Raw genomic sequence first — 18,432 nt, forward strand, 5'->3', positions numbered from 1 at the left:
CTGCTCCGTCCGTGGATCGGGTCGTGCAGCGGTGGGATCGTGGAGGTGACGCGCGGTCCCGCCGCCCGGCCAGGCGTTCCTCGGGTGGAGCGGGCGCCGGTTCGGCCCTGAGCCGGCGTGCACCCCCGCGGCCGCTGCGCCGGCAGGGGGCGATCATGCAGCAGCCGTCACCGGTCGTCATGGCGACCGTGGTCCTCGGACCGTTCCTCGACGACGTGGGCGCGCCCTGGCCGGGCGAGGTCACGGTCACGTCATCGACACCGCGCGTGCGGGCAGCCACCGGAGCGGTCGTCGCACCGCGGCCCGCGGTCGTCCCGCTCGCGCCGGACGGGACAGCGACCGTTGCGCTCCCCGTCACCGACCAGCCGGGCTTCACCGACGGCGAGGGTCGGGCGCTGACGGGGTGGACCTACACCGTCGCGGTCGCGCTCGCCGGCACGCCCTGGGCGCGACGCACGTTCACGCTGCCGGCCCGGCTCGCTGCAGACGGGCCCGTGCGGCTCGTGATCGTGCCCGACGCGCAGCGCGCCGGTGATCGGGGCACGCCCGACGTCGGGCAGGAAGGCGCTCCCGTCGTGCTCGACGCGCAGCAGAAGGGGACCCTGGTCGTGCCTGACGCCCGGCCGGCGACGGCTCGGGTGGTGCTCGGGGCGCTGGAAAGGGCTTCCGCCGTGCCGGTCGCCCTTCCCCGGACGGCCGGTGGCGGGTGGCGCCGGGGACTGACCCGGCGGGAGTCGCTCCGGGCGGGGGTCGTAGCCCTCGGCGCCGCGGCAGCGACGGGCTGGGCGGCAGGATCCGCGACAGCCGGTGACGTGCCGTCAACCCGCAGCCCGGCGGGCGCCGGGACGGTCGTCCCCGCTCTGCGCGGCGCGGTCGCGCTCGCGCAGGTCATCGCCGACGACGTCACGATCGGCACGGTCGCCACCCCGCGCACGCTGACCATCAAGTCGTCCGGCGCGGGCGGCACCGAGCGCGGGCCCGACCTGTACGACTCGACGGGTCGACTCGTGCTCGAGGCGCATCAGCCCCACTTCCAGGGCTACGGCGAGTCGGTCCGCGTCCAGCTCAAGAACCCGCGGGCGAAGGGCATGGTCACCTACCAGGCGCACTGGCCGACGCCGCACTACCCGGGCGGAGACTTCACCTTCCGCACGGTGCACCCGACCGAGCCGGTCACCATCGCGTGGATCGGGGCGCACTTCCTCGACAACGAGGACCCCAGCCTGCTGCGCAACAACCTGCGCCACGGGCACCTGAACTTCGAGGTCCCGGACTCGAAGGGGTACCTGCAGACGCGTCTGGAGATCAAGCTCATCGACACCCGGACCGGGAAGATCGGCACGGACCGCTCGGCGATCCGGACCAACCTCGCGGACTTCGAGCACCAGGTCGGTGCGGCCGGGGAGCAGCTGCGGATCGTCGGCGGTGACAGCAGGAACAAGGACCTCGCCTTCAGCCTCGAGCACGGGCCCAACCAGCCGCGCTGGGTCCTGCGGGCTGCGGCGGGCGGCGCACGCCTGCAGTTCCGGAGGTACGCACCCGGGGCGGTGCACGTCGACTCGCCGCTGCAGCTCGACCCGGGTGACGGGCGGGTGCTTGTCGGGGGCGACGATGGCAGCGCCGCGGGTCTGGTGGTGCGCCGGCGCGACGGGGTGGCGCTGACCGTGCAGACGCTCGCGACGGGCGGGCACGGGATCTTGGTGAGCGGGCCCGCCGGTGACCTGACCGCGCGGGTCATCGAGGGCGACGCCACCGGGGACGCGCTGCGGCGGTTCGTCGTCCAGGTCGACGGCACGATGGCGTGGGGCGACGGCGCCGCCGAGCGGGACGCGCTGCTCTACCGGCGGGGGCCGAACCAGCTCGGGACCGACGGCGGGGTGTTCCTCCGGAACAGCGCCGTCCCGCCGGTGGCAGCTGCCGGCGGGGTGCTGTTCGTGCAGGACGGCGCCCTGAGGTACCGGGGGTCGGCGGGGACGGTGACGACGCTCGCGGCGGCGTGAGACGCGCGGGCGGCGTGGACGGGACCGGCGGTACGAGCGGCGTCGAGGGCACGAGCCGCGTGGACGACGCGAGCGACGTGGGTCGCGTGGACGACGCGAGCGACGTGGGCCGCGTCGGCGCCGGCGTCAGGACGGGGCCGACGCCTCGCCCGGGTGGTCCTCCGCCGCGTGGGACGGGGTGACCTCGGGGGTCGGTGCCGGGGAGGCGTCGGCGGCGGGCGACGAGCCGCGCGCGATCCGCCACTCGCCGACCTCGGCGTACGCCGAGTCGCGGATCGTGTCGTGCTGCCCGTCGGTCAGCGGGTAGTGCTTGAGGTTGCCGGCCCAGTAGCGCAGGGCGCGGCCGAGCTCGTCGAGCACGGTCTTGTCGGGTGTCGCGTCGTCGAGCTCGACCTCGAACGTGAAGCGCATGACGGGTCCTTCCTCGTCGGGGGTGGACGTCCCGATCGTCCCGCGTGGTGCCCGTCGGCGAAAGCCGGGACGGGTGCGGCCCCGCGGGTGTGGGCCGGGCCGGAGGCGCGCCGACGTTTCGGTGCCGCGCGGCGCTCCGCGCGCCGGTCCAGCCGCGCGGCACCCACGTCGCGGCGCCGACGGGTCCGCGGCAGCATGGCCGCATGCAGATCGAGGCAGTCCAGGGCGACCTCACGCGCGAGCGGGTCGACGCGATCGTGAACGCCGCGAACTCGACGCTGCTCGGCGGGGGTGGTGTGGACGGCGCGATCCACGCCGCGGCCGGCCCGGCGCTGCTCGAGGAGTGCCGGCGCGTCCGGAAGACGGCGTACCCCGACGGGCTGCCCGTCGGCGAGGCGGTCGCGACCGGCGCGGGCGCGCTCGCGGCGCGGTGGGTCGTCCACACCGTGGGGCCGAACTGGAACCGGGGCCAGCGCGACGAGGCGCAGCTCGCGTCCTGCTTCACGCGGTCGCTCGACGTGGCCGCCGACGCCGGGGCGCGATCCGTCGCGTTCCCTGCCGTGAGCGCCGGGGCCTACGGCTGGGCGATGGGCACCGTCGCCGACGTCGCGGTGCGGGCGGTGCGGGACTGGGACGCGGCGCGGCCCGGGGAGGTCGACCTCGTGCGGTTCGTGCTGTTCGGCGCGGCGGCGCTCGCGGAGCTCGAGCGGGCGCTCGACGCGGCACGCTGAGCGCACGGCCAGAGGCGCGTGATCAGCGCCGGAGGGCGCTGCGCCAGCGGAGGTTGAGCCAGGCCGCCGTCACGAAGGGGACCCAGGCGAACCTCGCCGGCACGCCGAGCGGCGGCGCGTCCCGGGCACCGAGCCACCACAGCGCACAGCCGAGGCCGAAGAGCCCGACAGCCACGCAGATCCGCACGGGTCGGGTCGGGACGTCGCGCGGGTCGGCGTAGGGCACGCCGCACCGTAGCGGACGGTGCTCGCCGGACCGGGCCCGGAACGGCCGCACGCACGTCAGGCCGCCCGCGGGAGGCGGGCGGCCTGACGTCGGTGGTGCGGGTGGGTCAGGCGACGGCGGCGTCGAGCTCCGCGATCTCCTCCGGGCCGAGGATCAGGTCCGCGGCCTTGACCGAGTCCTGGATGGTCTCCGGGCGCGACGAGCCCGGGATCGGGATGACGACCGGCGCCTGGGCGAGCTCCCACGCGAGCGCGACCTGCTGGGGGCTGACGCCGTGCGCCGCGGCGACGCGCTCGAACGCGCCGTGCGTGTCGCCGAGGGACGACGCCTTCGAGATCCCGCCGAGCGGGCTCCACGGGAGGAACGCGAGGCCCAGCTGCGCGCACAGCTCGAGCTCGGGCTGCGACGAGCGGAACGCCGGGGAGTACTGGTTCTGCACGGACGTGAGGCGCCCGCCCAGCACGTCCTGCGCCTCGCGGATCTGGTCCGGGTTCGCGTTCGAGATGCCCGCGAGGCGGATCTTGCCCGCGTCGAGGAACTCGTTGAGGACCCCGACCGACTCGGCGTAGGGGACCTCCGGGTCCGGGCGGTGGAACTGGTAGAGGCCGATCGCCTCGACGCCGAGCCGCTGGAGCGACGCGTCGAGCGCCTTGCGGAGGTGGTCGGGCGAGCCGTCGACGTACCAGGAGCCGTCGCCCGGGCGCAGGTGGCCCCCCTTGGTCGCGACGAGCACGTCGGAGGAGTCGCCGCCCCACGTGCGCAGCGCCTCCGCGATGAGCTCCTCGTTGTGCCCGACGTCGGTCGCCGTCAGGTGGTACGCGTCCGCGGTGTCGATCAGCGTGACGCCCGCGTCGAGCGCGGCGTGGATGGTGGCCAGGGCGCGGTCGCGGTCGGGGCGGCCCTCGATCGACAGGGGCATCCCGCCGAGTCCGATGGCGCTGACCGTGACGTCTCCGAGCTGTCGTGTCTGCATGCGTTCCAGTCTGCGTCGTATCGGTTCGACCGGCAGCGCGAGTCGGGGCGGGTTCGCGGGGAGCGGAGCCGGTTCCCCGCTACCCCGGCTCCGCGCAGCGGCGGAGGATCTCGTCGACGACCTGCTCGACGGGGACGGTGGAGTCGATCGGGATGCCGTCCGCCGGCACGTCCGACCCCGTCGCGTGCCACCGGACGATGCGCTCGCGGTCCGTCGGCCGGCCGCCGCCCCACTCCTCGTCGGGCCGCACGTCGAGCCGCCGGTGCAGGGTCTCCAGGTCGACCACGAGCACGAAGACGCCGTCGAACAGGTCGAGGAACGTCGGGAAGTTCCGTGAGCCGCCGCAGAAGAAGGTGGCCGCGTGGCGCTGGTCGGCGACGAGGGCGCGGACCCGGGTCACGTCCCAGAGGTGGTGCTCGTGGGCGCCGACCTCCGTCGGCTCGCCGGTCCGCGGGTCGCCCTGGTAGGCGAGCTCCCGGTCCCCGTGGACGACGTGGTGGCCGCGCCGCTGCAGCTCCTCGGCCACGGTGGTCTTGCCGGTGCCCGAGAGGCCCTCGACCAGGTAGTTCCGTCTGCCCATGCCGGGACGGTACGACGCGGGAGCGCGGGGCACCGACCGGTTTTCGGCCAGCGCTCCGCCCGGCGTCAGCCGAGCCGCCGGGCGAACCGGCGCACGAACAGCCACTGACCCGGGGTCTCGACGGCGCGCGGGTGGTAGCCGCGCCGCACGTACGCCACGGCCTCCCGGGCGGGCACGCCGTCGAGCACCGCGAGGCACGCGAGTGCCGTCCCGGTGCGCCCACGACCGCCCTCGCACGCGACCTCGACGCGCTCGTCGGCGGCCCGGTGCAGAACCTCCCGCAGCGCGTCCTCGGCGTCGGCCGGGTCGCTGGGCGCGCGGAAGTCGGGCCACCGCACCCACCGGGACGGCCACGGCAGCGGGTCCGGCGGGCTGCCCAGGAGGTACAGGCCGGCGTCGGGCGCGGGACCTTCGGGCGTCGGGCGGCGCAGGCCTCGGCCGCGGACCCGCAGCCCGCTCGGCAGCGTGAGGACGCCCTCCTCGGACGGGTCCCAGGTGCTCATGGGCGGACGCTAGCGACCCGGGCTCGGCCAGGGCCAGGACTGGACCGACGCCGGGAACGGGTCCAGGCCGAGGGCTCCAACCAGGCCGAGCCCCGGATCGAGGTCGCGCTCGGGGGAGCCCCGGAGCGCTCAGCGACCCCGGACCCGACGGGCGCGCGCGGGCGCGGGGTCGTCCTCCGGCCGCCGCATGAGCGAGCCCATGAGCAGCGCGAGCCGCCGCCGGGTCACGAGGCGGCTCACGGCGACGAACGCCCGGTTCGCCGCGCCGGAGACGACGCTGGGCGGCGGGTTGCGGCGGTCGAGCGTGCGCAGCGCCGTGGCGACGACCTGCTCGACGGTCTGGCGCCGGGTCCCCCCGCCGCTCGTGCGCCACTGCGCGACGTCGAAGAACTCGGTCTCGGTCGCGCCCGGGGACAGCGCGAGCACCCGCAGCCCGGTCCCGCGCGCCTCGCCCCACAGCGCCTCGGTGAAGCTGAGCACGAACGCCTTCGTCGCGCCGTAGACCGCGAGGTTCGGGTTCCCCTGGTACGCCGCGATGCTCGACAGGGTGACGAGCACGCCGTTCCCCGCGGCACGCAGGTCGTCGATCAGCGCGTGCGTGAGCTCGACGAGCGCGAGCACGTTGAGCGTGATCTCCTCGCGGACCCGGTCGGGGTCCTCGTCGTGGAACGGGCTGTGCGTCGCGAAGCCCGCGTTGTTGACGAGGCTCGTGACCCGCAGGCCCTGCCGGTCGAGCTCCGCGACGAGGTCCGCGACGGCGGACGGTTCCCCGAGGTCGAGGGGGATCACGGTCGCCCGGACCCCGTGCGCGGCGACGAGCTCCGCGGCCAGCGCGTCGAGGCGGTCGCGCCGCCGGGCGACGAGGACGAGGTCGGACCCGCGGGCCGCGAGCTGCCGGGCGAACTCCGCGCCGATGCCCGAGCTCGCGCCCGTGACGAGCGTCGTCTGGTCGCGGTAGTCGACTGCGGGCATGGCGGGTCCTCCGGGCGTGCGCGGGCTCCTCGGACGCCGGTCGGCGGGGGAGCGGTGCTCCCACTCTGCGCGTGCGTGCGCCGCGCGGCACCTCGGCGCGCGGAGGCCTGCCCGTCGGCCCCTCAGCCCAGCAGCTCCTCGAGGGCTCCGCTCGTGAGCAGGTGGTCGACGACCATCGTGCTGGCCCCGAGCACGCCGGCGCGGCCCTTGGTGCGGCTCGACACGATGCGCAGGTGCTGCGTCGCGAGGGGGAGCGAGCGGCGGTAGACGACCTCGCGGATCCCGGCGAGCAGGTGCTCGCCGGCCTCGGCGACGCTGCCGCCGAGCACGATGACCGAGGGGTTGAGCATGCTCACGCACGTCGCGAGCACCTCGCCGATGGCCCGGCCGGCGTCGCGGACGGTGCGCAGCGCGGTCACGTCGCCCGAGCGGACGAGGGCCACGACGTCGGCGCTCGTGAGTGCGGGCAGCCCCGCGGCGGCCAGCTCGGCGGCGATCGCCCGCCCGCCCGCGACGGCCTCGAGGCACCCGGTGTTGCCGCAGCGGCACAGCACGTCGCGCCCGCCGGGGACCGCGATGTGCCCGACGTCGCCTGCGGCGCCCTGCGCCCCGCGGCGGATCGCGCCGTCGCTGATGACGCCCGCCCCGATGCCGGTCGCGACCTTGACGAAGAGCAGGTGGTCGACGTCGGCGAACTCGGTGGCGTGCTCGCCGAGCGCCATGACGTTGACGTCGTTGTCGACGAGGACGGGGGTGCCGAGCAGCGCGCCGAGGTGCCCGGCGACGTCGGCGTCGTCCCAGCCGGGCATGATCGGCGGGTTCGTGGGGCGTCCGGTCGCGTGGTCGACGGGCCCGGGCAGGCCGACGCCGGCCCCGACGAGCTCGGACGTGTGCCGCCCGGTGTGCTCGACGAGCTTCGCGGCGACCTTCGCGACGTGGTCCAGCACGGGGCCCGGGCCGTCGGAGATCGCGATCGTGTCGAGGTGCTCGGCGAGCACCGTCGAGGCGAGGTCCGTCACCGCGACGCGGGCGTGCGTCGCGCCGAGGTCGATCGCGAGCGTGATGCGGGCGCCGGGGTGGAACGCGAGGGTCGCGGGCGGGCGGCCGCCGGTCGAGCTGGCCTCGCCCGCGGGCGTCACGAGCCCCGCGGCGAGGAGCTGGTCGACGCGGGCGGAGACGGTCGAGCGCGCGAGCCCGGTGAGCTGCCCGAGCTCGGCCCGGGTGCGCGGCTGCCCGTCCCGGAGGAGCTGGAGGACACCGCTGAGGTCCCCGGAACGTCGTTCACCTGCACCCATGCGCGCCAGTCAAGCACATGTGCAGAAGTCCGTCGGCGCTCAGGCAAGTTTTGCTTGACATCCGGCAGAAGTGGACTAGCGTCCGTCGCATGGTCGACGACGACTCCCGCTCCGGCGCTGCCCGCCCCGGCGATCCCCGCTCCGCGGACACCCGCGACGGCGGTGCCCCGCTGCTCCAGATGCGCGGCATCGTCAAGCACTTCCCCGGTGCCAAGGCCCTCGACGGCGTCGACCTCGACATCCTCCCGGGCGAGGTGCACTGCCTCCTCGGCCAGAACGGCGCGGGCAAGTCGACGCTCATCAAGGTCCTCGCCGGCGCGCACAAGCCCGACGCCGGCACGCTCACCTGGCGCGGCGAGCCGCTCGCGGTCACGACCCCCGTGGCCGCCATGCGCGCCGGGATCGCGACGATGTACCAGGAGCTCGACGTCGTCGACGGGCTCACGGTCGCGGAGAACGTGTACCTCGGCCACGAGCTCACGAGCGGCGGCTTCACGCAGCGCCGCCGCGCCCACGCCCGCACCCGCGAGCTGCTCACGCGGCTCGGGCACGGCGACATCCCGCCGCACCGCGAGGTCGGGCACCTGTCCGCCGCGGGCAAGCAGGTGGTCAGCATGGCGCGCGCGCTGTCGCACGACGCCCGGCTCATCGTCATGGACGAGCCGTCGGCGGTACTCGACTCCGAGGAGGTCGCGAACCTCTTCCGGGTCGTGCGCGAGCTCACCGCGGCGGGCGTCGCCGTCCTCTACATCTCCCACCGGCTCGAGGAGATCCGCCAGATCGGCGACCGCATCACGGTGCTCAAGGACGGCCGGACGGTCGCCTCGAACCTCCCCGTGGCGACGACCCCGACCGCCGAGCTCATCCGGCTCATGACCGGGCGCGCCGTCGAGCAGGTGTTCCCCGCCCGGCCCGCCGTCGCCCCGGACGCCCCGACGCTGCTGAGCGTCGACGGCCTCGCGTTGCAGGGGGTGTTCCACGACGTGTCGTTCAGCGTGCGGGCCGGCGAGGTCGTCGGGCTCGCGGGGCTCGTCGGGTCCGGCCGCTCCGAGATCCTCGAGACGGTCTACGGCGCGCGCAAGGCCACCGCCGGGCAGGTCGAGGTCGCCGGGAAGGCGCTGCGGCGTGGGTCGGTCGACGCCGCGGTGCGCGCCGGGATCGGGCTCGCACCCGAGGAGCGCAAGAGCCAGGGGCTGCTGCTCGACGAGCCGATCTACCGCAACGTCACGCTCTCGACGTTCGGGCGGTTCGCGCGCGGGCCGATGCTCGACGAGCCGGGCGAGCGCGCGGCGGCCCGCGCGCAGATCGAGGCGCTCGAGCTGCGTCCCGCCGACCCCGACCGCGCGACCCGCACGCTCTCGGGCGGCAACCAGCAGAAGCTCATGCTCGCGCGCTGGCTCGTGCACGGCTGCAAGGTCCTGCTGCTCGACGAGCCCACGCGCGGCGTCGACGTCGGGGCCCGCGCCGAGATCTACGCGCTCGTCCGGGCGCTCGCGGACGCCGGCACCGCCGTCGTCGTCGTGTCGAGCGAGATCGAGGAGGTGCTCGGGCTCGCGCACCGGGTCCTCGTCGTGGCCGACGGCCGGGTGCTGCACAGCGGCCCGGCGGAACAGATCGACGAGCACCGCGTCCTCGACCTGATCATGGAAGGAAGTGCCGCGTGAGCGAGCAGATCCCCCCGCTGGCCACCGCCGGCTCCGTCCCGCCCGACCCGGACCACCCGTCGCCGCTGCAGCGCACCGACCCGACCGCCGGCGCCGAGACCACGGCGACCCGTGGCCCGCGCGGGCTCCTGCACGGTGCCGCGGGCCGCAACATCGGCCTCGTCATCGCCCTCGCTGTGCTGTGCGTGGTCGGCGTCGCGACCGCCGGCGACCGGTTCGCGAGCCTCGACAACATCATGACGATCCTGCGGCTCGCGGCGGTGATCGGCGTCCTGAGCATCGGGATGACGTTCGTCATCACGGGCGGCGGCATCGACCTGTCGGTCGGCTCGGTGCTCGGGCTCGCGTCGGTGTGGGCGACGACCGTCGCGACGCAGACGATGGCGCAGGACGTCCACTGGGGTGTCATGGTCCTCACGGCGCTCGCCGTGGGCACGGCCTGCGGGCTGGTCAACGGCGTCCTGATCGCCTACGGGCAGGTGGTGGCGTTCATCGCGACGCTCGCGATGATGGTCGGCGCGCGCGGGCTCGCCGAGGTCATCGCGAACCGGCAGACGCAGATCGTCACGGTGCCGGAGTTCCTCACGGTGTTCCGGGCCGAGCCGCTCGGCGTCTCGGTGATCGTGTGGATCTTCGTGGTCGTGGCGATCGCCGGCTGGGTCCTGCTCAACCGGACGACGTTCGGGCGCCGGACCCTCGCCGTCGGCGGCAACCCCGAGGCGGCACGGCTCGCGGGCATCCGGATCCGCCGCCACACGATGTACCTGTACGCCATCTCGGGCCTGACCGCGGGCATCGCCGCCGTGATGATGCTCGCCCGCACGACCGCCGGCTCCTCGACGAACGGCCAGCTCTACGAGCTCCAGGTCATCGCGGCGGTCGTCGTCGGCGGGACGCTCCTCGCGGGCGGGCGCGGCACGATCGTCGGCACCGTGCTCGGGGTGCTGATCTTCGCGACGCTCACGAACGTCTTCACGCAGAACAACCTGTCGATCTCGGCGCAGTCCGTCGCGCAGGGCGCGATCATCGTGCTCGCCGTGATGCTCCAGCAGCGGTTCGCGGCCCGCTCGCGCAGCAGCTGAGCCGCCCCACCTCGCTCACCCCCTCGGGCTTCGCTCCGTTCGAGCACGCCCGCACCCCCGCACGGCCACCGCAGGAGTCAAGGAGGATTCCCATGTCCGCACGCACCGTCCGACCCGCCGGGACCACCACCCGCACCGCCCGCCGCCGTCTGCTGCTCACGGCCGGCGCGCTGCTCACGACCGCCGGCCTCGTCGCCGGCTGCACGTCCAACGAGCCCGCCGAGGACGACGACGCCCCGCAGGCCGAGTCGAACTCGGGCGGCGAGAACGACGAGACGGGCGAGACCGTCCGCATCGGCTTCTCGGCGCCGGCCGCGGACCACGGCTGGATGGGCGCCATCACGAAGGCCGCGGTCGACGAGGCCGACAAGTACGACGACGTCGAGCTGATCGTCGCCGAGGCCACCAACGACGTGAACCTGCAGATCAGCCAGGTCGAGACGTTCATCAACGACGGGGTCGACGCGATCGTCCTCCTGCCGTTCGACGGCGCTGCCCTCACCGAGGTCGCGACGGAGGCGATGGAGGCCGGCATCACGGTGATCAACGTCGACCGCGAGTTCTCGAGCCCGTTCGCCGCGCGCACCACGGTGCTCGGCGACAACTACGGCATGGGCGTCAGCGCGGGGACCTACGTCTGCGAGCAGGTCGGTGACAACCCCGACGCGGTCGTCGCGGAGATCGCCGGGATCGACTCCCTGCCGCTCACGCAGGACCGCAGCCAGGGCTTCGCGGACGCGCTGGCCGACTGCGGGCTCGACGTCGACAACCGCGTCGCCGCCGACTTCACCGTGCAGGGCGGCCAGCAGGCCGCCGCGAACCTGCTGCAGGCCGCGCCGCAGATCGACGCGCTGTGGAACCACGACGACGACCAGGGCGTCGGGGTCATGGCCGCGATCGACGAGGCCGGGCGCGACGAGTTCGTCATGGTCGGTGGCGCCGGCTCCGCGAACGTGATGCGCTCGATCGAGGCGGACGACACGGTCCTCAAGGCCACGGTCATCTACCCGTCCACGCAGGCCGCCGACGGCGTCCGGCTCGCCCGGCTCATCTCGCAGAACAAGTCGATGGGCGACCTCGTCTCGGTCTCCGTCCCGCGCACGGTCCAGCTGTACGCGCCGGTCGTGACCAAGGACAACGTCGACCAGTACCTGCCGAGCGCGTTCGAGTCCTGAGCGCACGGACGAGCAGGTCGACGGGAAGGGGAGGGGCATGGCGCAGCACGAGGACGGCCGGCTCGGCGTCGGGATGATCGGGTACGCCTTCATGGGCGCCGCGCACTCGCAGGCGTGGCGCGTGGCACCGCGGTTCTTCGACCTCGCGCTGCGCCCGGAGATGACGGTCGTCGCGGGGCGGGACAGCACCGCGGTCGAGGCCGCGCGGGCCCGGCTCGGCTGGGGTGCGGCCGAGACGGACTGGCGCGCGGTGGTCGCCCGCGACGACGTCGACCTCGTCGACATCTGCACCCCGGGCGACACGCACGCCGAGATCGCGATCGCGGCGCTGCAGGCCGGCAAGCACGTGCTGTGCGAGAAGCCCCTCGCCAACACCGTGGCCGAGGCGGAGGCCATGACGGCCGCCGCCGAGGCCGCGGCGGAGAAGGGCGTCCGGGCGATGGTCGGGTTCACCTACCGGCGGGTCCCGGCGATCGCGCTGGCCCGCCAGCTCGTCGCCGAGGGGCGCATCGGGCAGGTGCGGCAGGTGCGGGCGCAGTACCTGCAGGACTGGATCGCCGACGCCGAGGCGCCGCTGTCGTGGCGGCTCGACAAGGCCGTCGCCGGGTCCGGGGCGCTCGGGGACATCGGGGCGCACGTCGTGGACCTCGCGCAGCACGTCACCGGCCAGGTGCTCACCGGCGTGAGCGGACTGCTCGAGACGTTCGTGCACGAGCGGCCCGTCGCCGCCGGGTTCTCCGGGCTGCACGGCTCGGCGGGCACCGAGCGCGGGCCGGTCACCGTCGACGACGCCGCGGTCTTCTTCGGGCGGCTCTCGGGCGGCGGGATCGCGACGTTCGAGGCGACCCGGTTCGCGTGGGGTCGCAAGAACGCGATCCGGCTCGAGATCAACGGCTCGCACGGGTCGCTCGCGTTCGACTTCGAGGACATGAACGTGCTGCACCTGTACGACGCGACCGACGAGGCGCGGGTCGCCGGGTTCCGCCGGATCGTCGTGACCGAGCCCGAGCACCCGTACGTCGGGGCGTGGTGGCCCGCGGGGCACGGGCTCGGCTACGAGCACGGGTTCGTGCACCAGGTCGTCGACCTCGTCGGCGCGCTCGCGGCGGGGGAGCAGCCGACCCCGTCGTTCGCGGACGGCCTGCAGGTCCAGCGCGTGCTCGACGCCGTCGAGCGCAGCGCGGCCGACGAGAGCCGCTGGACGTTCGTCGACCCCGGCCCCGCCGCGTCCCCGCGCGCGTCCGACGACGGCCTGCCCGGTGCCGTCGTCCCCGAACCGAAGGAGAGCTGACGTGGCACGACCGATCACGCTGTTCACCGGCCAGTGGGCCGACCTCCCGCTCGAGGAGGTCGCCCGGCTGGCGTCCGAGTGGGGCTACGACGGGCTCGAGCTGGCCTGCTGGGGCGACCACCTCGACGTGCGGAGAGGCGCCGAGGACGACGCGTACGTCCAGGGCCGGCTCGACCTGCTCGAGAAGTACGGCCTCAAGGTCTTCGCGATCTCGAACCACCTCACCGGGCAGGCGGTGTGCGACGACCCGATCGACGCCCGCCACCACGACATGCTGCCGCCCGACGTGTGGGGCGACGGCGACCCCGAGGGCGTCCGGCAGCGCGCCGCCGAGGTCATGCAGCTCACGGCCCGCACCGCCGCCCGGCTCGGCGTGAAGACCGTGGTCGGGTTCACCGGCTCGGCCATCTGGAAGTACGTGGCGATGTTCCCGCCGGTCACGCCCGAGCTCGTCGACGCCGGCTACCGGGACTTCGCGGACCGCTGGAACCCGATCCTCGACGTGTTCGACGAGGTCGGCGTCCGGTTCGCGCACGAGGTGCACCCGAGCGAGATCGCCTACGACTACTGGACGACCGTGCGGACCCTCGAGGCGATCGGTCACCGGGAGGCGTTCGGCCTCAACTGGGACCCGAGCCACTTCGTGTGGCAGGACCTCGACCCGGTCGGTTTCCTGTGGGACTTCAAGGACCGGATCTACCACGTGGACTGCAAGGACGCGAAGCGCCGGGTCGGCAACGGCCGCAACGGCCGGATGGGCTCGCACCTGCCGTGGGCCGACCCGCGCCGCGGCTGGGACTTCGTGTCGACCGGCCACGGCGACGTCCCGTGGGAGGACTCGTTCCGGATGCTCACGACGATCGGGTACGACGGCCCGATCTCGGTCGAGTGGGAGGACGCCGGGATGGACCGGCTCGTCGGGGCGCCCGAGGCGCTCGAGTTCGTGAAGCGGATGGCGTTCCCGCCGCCGACGGCCTCGTTCGACGCCGCGTTCAGCACGCGCTGACGTCGGGCAGAGGGGCCCGACGCCGGCGGCGCCGGTGCGTCGGAGGGGTGAGGCCCGGCACGGGGGTGCCGGGCCTCACCCGTGCTCGTGCTCGTGGCCGTGCCGGTGCTGCGGCGGGCGTCGGCGCGCCGGCCGCGTCCGGAGGCGGTCAGGACTCGACGGACGCGCGCCGGACGGTCAGGTCGCCGCGTCCCGCTGACGTCCCGCCGTCAGGTCCTGGGCCAGCATCACGAGGATGCCGCTCGGGCCGCGGACGTAGGTCAGCCGGTAGACGTCCTCGTAGGTCGCGACGCCCCGCAGCGGGTGGCAGCCGTGCCGCGCCGCGACCGCGAGGGCCTCGTCGAGGTCGTCGACCGAGAACGCCACGCGGTGCATGCCGATCTCGTGGGGCAGGGTCGGCGCGGTCTCGATCGCGTCGGGGTGCAGGTACTCGAAGAGCTCGAGGCGGCCGTGCCCGTCCGGCGTCTGGAGCATCGCGATGCGGACGTGGTTGCCGTCGAGGCCGACGGCGGTGTCCGCCCACTCCCCGCTCACCGTGTCCCTGCCCACGACGGTCAGCCCCAGGTCGGTGAAGAAGGCGATCGCCGCCTCGAGGTCACGGACCGCGATGCCGACGTTCTCGAGCGCGATGGCCATGCACAGCACGGTACCGAGCCCCCGGCGACCGTGGGCGGTCGAGCGGCTCGGCCGCCCACGGTCGCCGGTGCCGGTCAGCCGAGGAAGACCTGCGCGCAGAGCACCCCGCGCGGCCCCGTGACGCAGCCGATCCCGACGGACTTGTACGAGCGCAGGATGTTCGCGCGATGGCCCTCGGAGTTCATCCAGCCCGTCATCATCGCGGCCGGGGTCCGGTAGCCGAGGGCGATGTTCTCGCCGACCGAGCGTGCGCCGCACGCGGTGAGGACGGGCCCGAGGGGGTCGTGCTCGAAGCGGTTCTCGGCGACGAGCAGGGCCGCGCGTGCGGCGGCCTGCTGCGTGGCGCACTCCGACACCGCGAGGGCGGGCAGGCCCGCGGCGGCCCGCTGCTCGTTCGTGAGGGTGACGAGGGTCGCCGCGTACTGCTGGTCCGCGGTCTGGCCGGGGGCGGGCGGCGCAGGGGTCGCGACGGGAGGCGTCGTGCCGGGCTGCGACGCGGACGGCACGGGGGTGGGCCGGGGGCTGCGGGTCGGCGCCGGCGTCGCGGTGCGGGTCGGTGACGGCGTGGCGGTCGGCGGTGTGCCGGGGTCGGTGGGGAGCGGCGTCGGTGCGGCGGTCGGGACGGCCGTGGGGGTCGGTGCGGCCGTCGGCACCGCGGTGGGCTCCGGGGCGATGGTCGGGACGATCGTGGGGGACGGCGTGGCGGTGGGCGCCGGGGTCGGGCGCGGGCGGCCGGGCCGGGGCCAGCGACCGTGGCGGTAGCCCGACCAGCCCGACCAGCCGGAGTCGGCCGAGTGGGAGGTGTACCAGGCGGCGGGCGAGCGGCCGGGCTGCCAGTCGCGGCCGGCGGTGTACGCGGCGTACCAGCCGCGCGCGGAGGCCTGCGCGCCGGGCCCGCCGTCGCGCCCGGGGGCCTCGGACTGCCAGGGGGCGACCGCCCACGCGGACGCGGCGCCGGTGCACAGCGCGAGGGACATCACGACGATCGCGCGGGCGCGGAACCGGTGCCTGCGCGCTCGCTCGACGCGTGCGCGGCGGACGTCACGCCGTCGGGGCTCGGTCGGGGCCGTGCTCGGGGTCGGGTTCATCTCCAGCACGTTATAGAACCGTTATCCGGCCTGACCGCCCGTTCGGATTGGAGTTCTCTCATCCGGCGGACGTCGGCGCCCCGCGCGCGTGCGACCGTAGTCGCCATGACCGCCGACGAGCACGGGCTGTTCCCCGGCAAGCACTTCATCAGCACCGCGCTCGAGGCGCTCGAGACGAAGACCGCGATGTCCGGCGAGCTCGCCCGGCGCTACCTCCAGCGCGCGGGCATGGCCGGGATCCTCATCGGCATCTTCTACGGCACCTACTACGCCGTGCTCGCGGCGTTCACCAGCATCGAGGTCGGCACCGGGAACCTCCAGCCGCTCGGGCGGATCGCCGGTGCGCTCGCGTTCGGGTGGGCGCTCGTCTTCATCTACTACACGAAGTCCGAGCTGCTGACCTCGAACATGATGATCGTCTCGATCGGGGCGTACCACGGGCGCACCACGTGGGGGAAGGCGCTGCGGCTGCTCGGGCTCTGCTACGTCGGGAACCTGCTCGGCGGGCTGTTCGTCGCCGTGCTCGTGCGGTTCTCGACGCTCGTCGACGGGCTCGCGCTCGACGTCATGCTCGCGTCGGTCGAGCACAAGCTCGACTACGTCGCGTCCGGCCCGGCGGGCTGGGTCGACCTGCTCGTGCGGGCCGTGCTGTGCAACCTCATGATCAACCTGGCGATGCTGCTGGTCTACAACGGGCTCATCAAGGACGACCTGACCAAGAGCCTCGCGATGATCGTCTCGGTGTTCGTCTTCGCCTTCCTCGGGCTCGAGCACTCGGTCGCGAACACCGTGCTGTTCACGATCGTCGGGCTCAAGGAGGGGATCGACGTGGCGCTGGCGGCCGGGAACGTCGGCCTCGCGCTCGTCGGCAACTTCCTCGGCGGCGGCGTGCTGATCGGGCTGTACTACGCCTACGTCAACGACGACTCGCGGTACCTGCGGACGCGCCCGCCCGCGGACGGCTGACGGCCGACCGCGCACGTGTCCGCCACCGTCCGCACGCGGCCGTCCGGTGAGCGGGCGGGCGCGTGCAGCGCCCGGTCAGCGGGACGCCACGGCCGCCGCGCGCCGGACGAGCACGAACCACACGACGCCGACGACGACGTGCATGAGCGCGAGCCCGACCTGCGTCCCGGTCGTCGCGTCGACGGTGAAGGGCATCACCACGGTGAGCAGGCCGAGCGCGAGGCCGACGACGGCGAGCGTGCGCCACGCCCGGGCTCCCCGCCGGCGCAGGACGAGCAGCAGCGCGGTCGCGACGAGGACCGGGACCACGGTCATGACGGCGACCATGACGAACGTGACCTCGGTGGCGGCCGCGTCGGGCGTCTGCTGCACCAGGAAGTCGGCGCCCAGGGCGCGGGCCGCGACGAGCACGAGCAGGTTGGCGACCAGGGCGATGCCCGCGACGGTGAGGCCGGTGCGCCAGGTGGTCGCGGCGCTCACCCGGAGAGGTGCGGAGCTGCGTGCGGGGACGGACGTGTCGGTGCTCATCGTTGCGCTCCTCGATCGTTGACGTGCTCAAGTATCGGAAGCGTCGCGCACGGTGCTTGACGATGTCAACCATCGACCTGACCAATATGCTGACCCCATGAGGGACACGGACCAGGACGGTGGCTGCGGAGGTGGCTGGGCGCCGCAGCCGACGCTGAGCCAGCGGCTGTTCGCGGTCGCCGAGCTGGCCCGCGCCGGGTTCGCGGAGACCGTCGGCCGTCACGGGCTCACGCCCGTGCAGGCGCGCGCCGTCCTCATGCTCGACGAGCCCGTCCCGATGAGCTCGGTCGCCGGCCACCTCGCGTGCGACGCCTCGAACGTCACCGGGCTCGCGGACCGCCTCGAGGTCCTCGGCGTCGCCGAGCGCGTCCCGAGCAGCGACCGCCGCGTCAAGCTGCTCCGGCTCACCGACCGCGGCGCGACGCTCCGGGGGGAGCTCGGCCGCGAGCTCGCGCGGGGCTCCGTCGTGACGGACCGGCTCACCGCGGCCGAGCGCGCGCAGCTCGAGGTGCTGCTCGACAAGATGCTGACGCCTGACGCCTGACGCCTGACGCCTGACGCCTGACGCCTGACGTGCGTCGTCGGGCCGCCGGCGGCTGCGCCCGCACGGCGCGGGCCCCGCCGCCGCTACGGTGACCTGCGACCGCCCCGGGACCGCCGGGTGGGCGCGACTGGAGGTGCTGCCGTGGACGTCCCGCACCGTCGGCCGACCCTCGACGAGGTCGCCCGCCGCGCCGGGGTGTCGCGCACGGTCGCGTCGCGCGCGGTCAACGGAGGGCCCGACGTCAGCCCCGCCAAGCGCGAGGCCGTCGCCCGGGCCGTCGCCGAGCTCGGCTTCGTGCCCAACGCGACCGCGCGGGCGCTCGCGACGCACCGGGCCGGGGCGGTGGTGCTCGCGGTCGCGGGCGACGACCCCGCGCTGTTCGCCGACCCCTTCCACGCGCGTCTCGTCATCGGCGTCGCCTCGGTGCTCGAGGAGGCGGACCTCGACCTCACGCTGCTGCTCGCCGCGTCGGCGCGGGGCCAGGCGCGGCTCGAGCGCGCGCTGCGTGCGGGACGGGCGGACGGCTTCATGGTCGTGGCGGCCCGCGCGGACGACCTGCTGACCCGGTTCGCGGCGTCGACCGACCGGCCCGTCGTCTTCGGTGGCCGACCCCCGCGCGGGGAGCGGGCCGCCTACGTCGACGTCGACAACGTCGCGGGTGCCCGCCTCGCGACCGAGCACCTCCTCGCGCTCGGCCGGCGCCGCGTCGTGCACCTGGGCGGGCCCGCCGGCCTCGACGCGACGGCCGCGCGCGAGCGGGG

20 protein-coding genes are annotated in these 18,432 nt (G+C 74.7%); 10 read left to right on the forward strand and 10 right to left on the reverse strand.

Translation table 11 applies throughout. The features are described 5' to 3' along the window. Window positions 1-155: 155 nt before the first annotated feature. Complete coding sequence (locus AB6N24_RS03810; RefSeq protein WP_412868099.1) at window positions 156-2,000, forward strand: hypothetical protein; 1,845 nt, start codon at window positions 156-158, stop codon at window positions 1,998-2,000. A 126-nt stretch (window positions 2,001-2,126) separates the two neighbouring features. Here the strand turns inward: AB6N24_RS03810 and AB6N24_RS03815 are convergent, their stop codons facing one another. After that, window positions 2,127-2,411 carry a hypothetical protein gene (locus AB6N24_RS03815; protein WP_412868100.1) on the reverse strand — a complete coding sequence of 95 codons (285 nt, stop codon included), beginning with the start codon at window positions 2,409-2,411 and terminating at the stop codon, window positions 2,127-2,129. 203 nt (window positions 2,412-2,614) lie between these two features. Between AB6N24_RS03815 and AB6N24_RS03820 the strand changes: the two genes are divergently transcribed. After that, a complete protein-coding gene (locus tag AB6N24_RS03820; protein ID WP_412868101.1) occupies window positions 2,615-3,142 on the forward strand; it encodes an O-acetyl-ADP-ribose deacetylase in 528 nt (175 codons plus the stop codon). A 22-nt stretch (window positions 3,143-3,164) separates the two neighbouring features. Here the strand turns inward: AB6N24_RS03820 and AB6N24_RS03825 are convergent, their stop codons facing one another. The 6 genes from AB6N24_RS03825 to AB6N24_RS03850 all read right to left on the reverse strand — a co-directional run bounded on the left by AB6N24_RS03825 (window position 3,165) and on the right by AB6N24_RS03850 (window position 7,691). Further along, window positions 3,165-3,368: a hypothetical protein gene (locus AB6N24_RS03825; RefSeq protein ID WP_412868102.1), complete on the reverse strand. Its 204-nt coding sequence runs from the start codon at window positions 3,366-3,368 to the stop codon at window positions 3,165-3,167. A 106-nt stretch (window positions 3,369-3,474) separates the two neighbouring features. Further along, a complete protein-coding gene (locus AB6N24_RS03830) occupies window positions 3,475-4,341 on the reverse strand; it encodes an aldo/keto reductase (RefSeq protein WP_412868103.1) in 867 nt (288 codons plus the stop codon). Between the two features lie 79 nt (window positions 4,342-4,420). Continuing rightward, window positions 4,421-4,921 carry an AAA family ATPase gene (locus AB6N24_RS03835; protein ID WP_412868104.1) on the reverse strand — a complete coding sequence of 167 codons (501 nt, stop codon included), beginning with the start codon at window positions 4,919-4,921 and terminating at the stop codon, window positions 4,421-4,423. 65 nt (window positions 4,922-4,986) lie between these two features. After that, complete coding sequence (locus AB6N24_RS03840) at window positions 4,987-5,424, reverse strand: protein-tyrosine phosphatase family protein (RefSeq protein ID WP_412868105.1); 438 nt, start codon at window positions 5,422-5,424, stop codon at window positions 4,987-4,989. 129 nt (window positions 5,425-5,553) lie between these two features. Then, the gene (locus AB6N24_RS03845) at window positions 5,554-6,396 is read right to left on the reverse strand and encodes an SDR family NAD(P)-dependent oxidoreductase (protein WP_412868106.1); all 843 of its coding nucleotides are present in this window, start codon (window positions 6,394-6,396) and stop codon (window positions 5,554-5,556) included. 122 nt (window positions 6,397-6,518) lie between these two features. Continuing rightward, window positions 6,519-7,691 carry an ROK family transcriptional regulator gene (locus AB6N24_RS03850; protein WP_412868107.1) on the reverse strand — a complete coding sequence of 391 codons (1,173 nt, stop codon included), beginning with the start codon at window positions 7,689-7,691 and terminating at the stop codon, window positions 6,519-6,521. A gap of 89 nt (window positions 7,692-7,780) precedes the next feature. On the opposite strand from AB6N24_RS03850, the gene AB6N24_RS03855 reads away from it, so the two are divergent. The 5 genes from AB6N24_RS03855 to AB6N24_RS03875 all read left to right on the forward strand — a co-directional run bounded on the left by AB6N24_RS03855 (window position 7,781) and on the right by AB6N24_RS03875 (window position 13,909). Then, entirely contained in the window at window positions 7,781-9,355 is a 1,575-nt protein-coding gene (locus AB6N24_RS03855) for a sugar ABC transporter ATP-binding protein (RefSeq protein WP_412868108.1), read from the forward strand. Further along, complete coding sequence (locus AB6N24_RS03860; protein WP_412868109.1) at window positions 9,352-10,437, forward strand: ABC transporter permease; 1,086 nt, start codon at window positions 9,352-9,354, stop codon at window positions 10,435-10,437. Before AB6N24_RS03855 ends, AB6N24_RS03860 begins: the two co-directional genes overlap by 4 nt. Before the next feature lie 92 nt (window positions 10,438-10,529). After that, the gene (locus tag AB6N24_RS03865; protein ID WP_412868110.1) at window positions 10,530-11,612 is read left to right on the forward strand and encodes a substrate-binding domain-containing protein; all 1,083 of its coding nucleotides are present in this window, start codon (window positions 10,530-10,532) and stop codon (window positions 11,610-11,612) included. A gap of 37 nt (window positions 11,613-11,649) precedes the next feature. After that, entirely contained in the window at window positions 11,650-12,903 is a 1,254-nt protein-coding gene (locus AB6N24_RS03870) for a Gfo/Idh/MocA family protein (protein ID WP_412868111.1), read from the forward strand. A 1-nt stretch (window position 12,904) separates the two neighbouring features. After that, the gene (locus AB6N24_RS03875) at window positions 12,905-13,909 is read left to right on the forward strand and encodes a sugar phosphate isomerase/epimerase family protein (RefSeq protein WP_412868112.1); all 1,005 of its coding nucleotides are present in this window, start codon (window positions 12,905-12,907) and stop codon (window positions 13,907-13,909) included. Between the two features lie 177 nt (window positions 13,910-14,086). Here the strand turns inward: AB6N24_RS03875 and AB6N24_RS03880 are convergent, their stop codons facing one another. Both AB6N24_RS03880 and AB6N24_RS03885 read right to left on the reverse strand, forming a co-directional pair. Then, on the reverse strand, window positions 14,087-14,545 hold the full coding sequence (locus AB6N24_RS03880) for a VOC family protein (protein WP_412868113.1): 459 nt from the start codon (window positions 14,543-14,545) through the stop codon (window positions 14,087-14,089). Between the two features lie 74 nt (window positions 14,546-14,619). Then, window positions 14,620-15,633 (reverse strand): CAP domain-containing protein, encoded by a 1,014-nt coding sequence (locus AB6N24_RS03885; RefSeq protein ID WP_412868114.1) that lies wholly within the window; start codon window positions 15,631-15,633, stop codon window positions 14,620-14,622. Window positions 15,634-15,738: 105 nt separating this feature from the next. Between AB6N24_RS03885 and AB6N24_RS03890 the strand changes: the two genes are divergently transcribed. Beyond that, on the forward strand, window positions 15,739-16,599 hold the full coding sequence (locus tag AB6N24_RS03890; RefSeq protein WP_412868115.1) for a formate/nitrite transporter family protein: 861 nt from the start codon (window positions 15,739-15,741) through the stop codon (window positions 16,597-16,599). Between the two features lie 75 nt (window positions 16,600-16,674). Here the strand turns inward: AB6N24_RS03890 and AB6N24_RS03895 are convergent, their stop codons facing one another. Next, the gene (locus AB6N24_RS03895) at window positions 16,675-17,127 is read right to left on the reverse strand and encodes a DUF6069 family protein (protein ID WP_412868116.1); all 453 of its coding nucleotides are present in this window, start codon (window positions 17,125-17,127) and stop codon (window positions 16,675-16,677) included. A gap of 97 nt (window positions 17,128-17,224) precedes the next feature. Between AB6N24_RS03895 and AB6N24_RS03900 the strand changes: the two genes are divergently transcribed. Together AB6N24_RS03900 and AB6N24_RS03905 are read left to right on the forward strand one after the other, a co-directional pair. Next, a complete protein-coding gene (locus AB6N24_RS03900) occupies window positions 17,225-17,671 on the forward strand; it encodes a MarR family winged helix-turn-helix transcriptional regulator (protein ID WP_412868117.1) in 447 nt (148 codons plus the stop codon). Window positions 17,672-17,812: 141 nt separating this feature from the next. Then, on the forward strand, window positions 17,813-18,432 hold a 620-nt coding region (locus AB6N24_RS03905; RefSeq protein ID WP_412868118.1), incomplete at its 3' end, for a LacI family DNA-binding transcriptional regulator.

It is taken from the genome of Cellulomonas jepli (assembly GCF_047229345.1).
GTDB lineage: Bacteria > Actinomycetota > Actinomycetes > Actinomycetales > Cellulomonadaceae > Cellulomonas_A.

Bases quoted from the DNA above. Each gene is read 5' to 3' on its own strand.
- AB6N24_RS03810 (WP_412868099.1), top strand. From the start codon at position 156: ATGCAGCAGCCGTCACCGGTCGTCATGGCGACCGTGGTCCTCGGACCG.
- AB6N24_RS03815 (WP_412868100.1), bottom strand. From the start codon at position 2,411: ATGCGCTTCACGTTCGAGGTCGAGCTCGACGACGCGACACCCGACAAG.
- AB6N24_RS03820 (WP_412868101.1), top strand. From the start codon at position 2,615: ATGCAGATCGAGGCAGTCCAGGGCGACCTCACGCGCGAGCGGGTCGAC.
- AB6N24_RS03830 (WP_412868103.1), bottom strand. From the start codon at position 4,341: ATGCAGACACGACAGCTCGGAGACGTCACGGTCAGCGCCATCGGACTC.
- AB6N24_RS03835 (WP_412868104.1), bottom strand. From the start codon at position 4,921: ATGGGCAGACGGAACTACCTGGTCGAGGGCCTCTCGGGCACCGGCAAG.
- AB6N24_RS03840 (WP_412868105.1), bottom strand. From the start codon at position 5,424: ATGAGCACCTGGGACCCGTCCGAGGAGGGCGTCCTCACGCTGCCGAGC.
- AB6N24_RS03845 (WP_412868106.1), bottom strand. From the start codon at position 6,396: ATGCCCGCAGTCGACTACCGCGACCAGACGACGCTCGTCACGGGCGCG.
- AB6N24_RS03850 (WP_412868107.1), bottom strand. From the start codon at position 7,691: ATGGGTGCAGGTGAACGACGTTCCGGGGACCTCAGCGGTGTCCTCCAG.
- AB6N24_RS03855 (WP_412868108.1), top strand. From the start codon at position 7,781: ATGGTCGACGACGACTCCCGCTCCGGCGCTGCCCGCCCCGGCGATCCC.
- AB6N24_RS03865 (WP_412868110.1), top strand. From the start codon at position 10,530: ATGTCCGCACGCACCGTCCGACCCGCCGGGACCACCACCCGCACCGCC.
- AB6N24_RS03870 (WP_412868111.1), top strand. From the start codon at position 11,650: ATGGCGCAGCACGAGGACGGCCGGCTCGGCGTCGGGATGATCGGGTAC.
- AB6N24_RS03880 (WP_412868113.1), bottom strand. From the start codon at position 14,545: ATGGCCATCGCGCTCGAGAACGTCGGCATCGCGGTCCGTGACCTCGAG.
- AB6N24_RS03885 (WP_412868114.1), bottom strand. From the start codon at position 15,633: ATGAACCCGACCCCGAGCACGGCCCCGACCGAGCCCCGACGGCGTGAC.
- AB6N24_RS03890 (WP_412868115.1), top strand. From the start codon at position 15,739: ATGACCGCCGACGAGCACGGGCTGTTCCCCGGCAAGCACTTCATCAGC.
- AB6N24_RS03895 (WP_412868116.1), bottom strand. From the start codon at position 17,127: ATGAGCACCGACACGTCCGTCCCCGCACGCAGCTCCGCACCTCTCCGG.
- AB6N24_RS03900 (WP_412868117.1), top strand. From the start codon at position 17,225: ATGAGGGACACGGACCAGGACGGTGGCTGCGGAGGTGGCTGGGCGCCG.